The organism is Dactylosporangium sp. NPDC005572 (assembly GCF_040605515.1).
Lineage (GTDB): Bacteria > Actinomycetota > Actinomycetes > Mycobacteriales > Micromonosporaceae > Dactylosporangium.
Map to the genome: position 1 here is coordinate 1 of NZ_JBEXCY010000403.1, position 4,199 is coordinate 4,199.

Consider the following 4,199-nt stretch of genomic DNA (forward strand, 5'->3'; position numbering starts at 1 on the left):
CGGCCACGGCATCGACCTCTACCTACCACCCTGAAGTCAACAAACTACCGCTAGGACGGCGGTGCTAAGGCGGTCGGCCAGTTCGCGCGGTGAGGCCGTCGTTGGGGTTGAACCACATGCTCACTGAGTTGTACATGCCGGGGATCGCGTGGGTCACCAGGATGTCCGGCTCGGTGAAGACCCCGGCGTCGGCTCCTTCACGGATGACGGCAGTGAACAGTCCCTCGTATTCGGCCCGGAGCTGGTTCAGGGCCTTGGCGCGTTCGCCGCTCAGCGCGTGCATCTCCCGCAGGACCACGGTGACCTCAGCCTGCCGGGTGGTGATGACGTCGAGATGCTCCCGGGCGAGCTCACGGAACGTCCCCACCGGGTGTCGGCGCACGGCCGGTGTTTCCTGGAACCTGGGCTTCGGGGCAGTCCCATCAATGTGTGCCATGCCATACAAGGCCCGTCGTCGCCCGTTGCCCATGGCGTTCAGGTATCGGAATCGGGTTGGATGACAGCCATGCCCGCCTTACGTTCGGGTCATGTCGCAACGACACGACCCGTCGTGGCGGGTGCTTTCCAGCCACGAGTCATCGGACCGGATCTACTGCGTCGACTTCTTCACCAGGCCCGACGGCACCTACGGGTTCGAAGAATTCCGCCGCGACCCCGAAGACATGGGTGGCTGGACTCCGGTGACCTACTACGCGGCCCTGTCCTACCCCAGCCTGGCCGAGGCGATATCCGCCGCCGCGGCGGATATCACCTGGTATCGTCCCACACCGCTGGTCAGTGGTCCCTAGTTCTGGACCGTCGGTGGCAACGAGCTCATCTCGGACGACCGTGATGCGACAGCGGCGTCGACGCCGACGGGAGCACCTTGGGCCTCATCGGCGGCCTGACCCGCCATTCGTCGAGCCGGACGGCCGCGATCCCGACAGATGGCACAGCGACGAAACCGGCCGGACAACCCTAGGCCTTCTATCGCACTGGATCTGACGACGCGCGACGGCTGGCCGACCGGCGAGATTCTCGCCGAACAGTGCGGCCTCGGGCGGGACGGCCATCGTGGCGGCAATGCTCCAGGATCGCGGATCGTGTGCGATCAGCTCGCGGTAGGTGGGCGGGTGGTGGCGTTGCGGGTGCGTACCAGTTTCTGGCCGATGGTCGCGGCGGGACGCAGCAGCATCGCCACCGAGTCCTTCGCCATCACGGTCGCACCGTCGACGTCGGTGTGCTGGCGGGCGAGGCTGATGGCGATGGTCAACTTCCAGGAGTGAAGGATCCAGACCAGGGTGCCCGGGAACTCGGGGTCGGCGCAGGCCAGATACCGCGTCAGCTCTTCGGTCGCCTCGTTCTCAATGGACTGCAGGGTGTCGGTGGTGTAACGGCTGCTTGACGTCAGCGTGCGGATCATCAGGCGGGTCATGCCGAGGTTGGCGGCGAAGGCCTGGGCCGAGGAGGCGAGGAAGGCGGTTGCGAGCCCCTCCAGCGAGCGCTCGGCGACCGGCCCGGTAGTCTGCCGCACCACCTCCGAGTGCCAGCGCTTGAGCGCGGCCGCGAGCAGTTGCTCCTTCGTCGTGAAGTAGCGGTAGATGGTCTTGAGTGCGACACCGGAGCGGGCGCAGACGTCACTCATCTGTACATCCGGCTCACCGGTTTCGCTCACGGCGGCGATCACCGCGTCGAGCACGGCGTCAGCCCGCCGGCTGGCCGAGGCGGGGATCTTGTCGGTCGCCACGCCTATATGGTAGGAGTAGAATCCCATTCTACCTGTTCAACCTAGCCACTCCGTCCCGAGGAGTCGCGATGTCCGACGAGTACGACTACATCATCGTGGGGTCCGGAGCCGCCGGCTCCACCCTCGCATTCCGGCTGGCGCAGTCTGGGCGCAACTCGGTGCTGGTGCTGGAAGCGGGACCTGCCAACGGCAACCCGATGCGCCGCATTCCGAAGGGGTTCTTCTTCACGCTCAACGGCGACCGGTACACCTACCACTACGTGACCCAGCCGATATCAGGCACCGCGACCACTGAGGTGTGGACCCGCGGCAAGGTCACCGGCGGATCGACCACCGTCAACGGCATGATGTACAGTCGAGGCCGCCGGGCGGATTTTGAGGCCCTACGCAAATACACCAAGGCCGACCACTGGGGCTGGGACAGTGTCCTCGCTACCTACCGTGCTATGGAGAACCACAGTCTGGGCGCCTCGCCGACCCGTGGTGTCGGTGGGAGGCTGGCCATATCGGCGGACGGGCCACACGACGAACTCGCTGACCGCATCTTCGCCGCCGCCTCCGAGATGGGCTGGCGGCGTGTCGATGATCTCAACGATGGTGACTTCGAGCGGATAGGCTACACCGCCTCGACTGTCTACAAGGGACGGCGCACCAGCGCCGCGACGGCGTTCCTTGCTCCCGCATTGCGCGGGGGCAAGGTACACCTGGCCGTCCGCACTCGCGTTGCCCGCATCATCGTCGCGAACGGCCGGGCCGTAGGGGTCGAGGCCAGCCACCGCGGCTCGCCCAAGCAGTACCGGGCACGCAAGGAGGTCATCCTCGCGGCCGGCACGATCGAGTCGCCGGCGCTTCTGGAGCGCTCTGGCATCGGCCGCGGCGAGGTGTTGCGTGGCCTCGGCGTCGACGTGATCATCGAGTCGCCCAACGTCGGCGAGCGGGTGATCGAGCAGCACGGCGCAGCGACCGTCCAAGCTCGGCTGACCCAGGGGCTCGGCGCGACCGAGAAGCTCAACAGCTGGTTCAAGCAGGGCCTGGGCGGCGCGCTGTACCTGCTCACGCGACGCGGCCCGATCGCCACTGCCGGCTATGACTTCACCTTCCAGTGCAAGTCGGAGCCCTCCGTCGCGCGGCCCGACCTGGTCGGCTCGGTCACGCCGTTCGCGATCGACCCGACCGCCACGACGGTGAAGCTCGCCGACCACGCCGGCATGCTCGTCGGCATGTACCAGATCCGGCCCGAGACGCGCAGCACCATCCACGCGAGCAGCATCGACCCCGACGCCCCGCCGGTGATCTCGCCACACTACTTCGAGACCGAGACCGACATCCGGGCCTCCGGACACATCCTCGGACGCTCCAGGGAGCTGCTCGCCAAAGGCCCGCTGGCCGAGGTCATCTCAGGCGAGGACTTCCCCACCGAGGCCGTCCCCTCCGACCCGGAAGCGGCGCTGGAGTACGGCCGTCAGTTCGGCGCAACAATCTACCACGCCGTCGGCTCGTGCGCTATGGGCCAGGCCAATGACGACGTGGTCGATGCACAGCTGCGGGTGCGCGGTGTCGAGGGCCTGCGGGTCGTGGACGCCTCGGTGCTTCCGTTCCAGGTCTCCGGTAACACGGCCGCGCCCACGATGGCGATCGGCTGGATCGCTGGCGGCCTGATCGCGAGCGGGTGACGTATTGCAACTCCCGACTCGTCGACCGTGATGGAATCGGCAAATGGCGATGTCATGAGGCGTCTACACAGACGATGAACGTGTCGGCTCGGGCAGTGAGCGGGCACTGGCTCAGAAGAGAGCCGTACGAGCGGTTGCGGCGGTGGACTGCCCTGGCAGCGGATCCTGGGCGCGGCCCAAGCCATGACAACGGTCAGCCGGTGGAATGGACGGTGAGCGCCGACTCCTCGATTTTGCAGCCCATCAGCATTCGGCTGGGCCCCCGGAAGGGGGAGATAGCCGCTGGCGTCGGCCGCGTCGGCGGTGGGTGCGCAGGACGGTGAAGCGATCAGCCGGTCCCGTGGCGGTCTGAGCACGAAGATCCCTCTCGTGGTCGACGGGCGGGGCCGGCCGCTGTCGATCCTGCTCACCCCGGGCTAGGCTGGCTACAACCCGCAACCGCTGACATTGCTGGACCACACCAGCATCAACCGGCCAGGCTACGGCGCGGCACGCAGGCGCCCGGACATGCCCATGGCGGACAAGGGCTACACCCACGTCTCCACCCGGCGGGCACTACCTCGACGCGGGATCCGGCACACCATCCCTGAACGATCCGACCAGATCTCCCGCCACGCCGCCAAGGACAGCAACGGTGGGCGATCACCAGCGTTCGGCACGGCCCTCTACGACACCCCTGACAGGTCAGCTCGACCTCGAGCTCCAAGCGGGTCGCACATCGAAGGCGTTGCGTAGCCGAACGCCTCTTAGTACTGCAACGACAGGTTGTGATATAGAGCGGCGTTGTGATATTTGATCGT

General features: G+C 66.8%; 4 protein-coding genes and 1 pseudogene. 3 read left to right on the plus strand and 2 right to left on the minus strand.

The genetic code is table 11. The features are described 5' to 3' along the window. Positions 1-64: 64 nt before the first annotated feature. Positions 65-382: a hypothetical protein gene (locus tag ABZS66_RS60845; RefSeq protein WP_354774004.1), complete on the minus strand. Its 318-nt coding sequence runs from the start codon at positions 380-382 to the stop codon at positions 65-67. 145 nt (positions 383-527) lie between these two features. Here ABZS66_RS60845 and ABZS66_RS60850 point away from each other — a divergent pair, with 145 nt between their 5' ends. Beyond that, the gene (locus ABZS66_RS60850; protein WP_354774006.1) at positions 528-788 is read left to right on the plus strand and encodes a hypothetical protein; all 261 of its coding nucleotides are present in this window, start codon (positions 528-530) and stop codon (positions 786-788) included. Positions 789-1,090: 302 nt separating this feature from the next. Here the strand turns inward: ABZS66_RS60850 and ABZS66_RS60855 are convergent, their stop codons facing one another. Continuing rightward, entirely contained in the window at positions 1,091-1,726 is a 636-nt protein-coding gene (locus ABZS66_RS60855; protein WP_354774008.1) for a TetR/AcrR family transcriptional regulator, read from the minus strand. 68 nt (positions 1,727-1,794) lie between these two features. Between ABZS66_RS60855 and ABZS66_RS60860 the strand changes: the two genes are divergently transcribed. Continuing rightward, on the plus strand, positions 1,795-3,399 hold the full coding sequence (locus ABZS66_RS60860; RefSeq protein ID WP_354774010.1) for a GMC family oxidoreductase N-terminal domain-containing protein: 1,605 nt from the start codon (positions 1,795-1,797) through the stop codon (positions 3,397-3,399). 321 nt (positions 3,400-3,720) lie between these two features. Further along, positions 3,721-3,816 (plus strand): annotated as a pseudogene (locus ABZS66_RS60865) (IS5/IS1182 family transposase); the annotation flags it as partial. Between the last annotated feature and the right edge of the window lie 383 nt (positions 3,817-4,199).

Excerpts from the sequence above, each read along its gene's own strand:
- ABZS66_RS60850 (WP_354774006.1), top strand. The coding sequence starts at position 528 with ATGTCGCAACGACACGACCCGTCGTGGCGGGTGCTTTCCAGCCACGAG.
- ABZS66_RS60860 (WP_354774010.1), top strand. The coding sequence starts at position 1,795 with ATGTCCGACGAGTACGACTACATCATCGTGGGGTCCGGAGCCGCCGGC.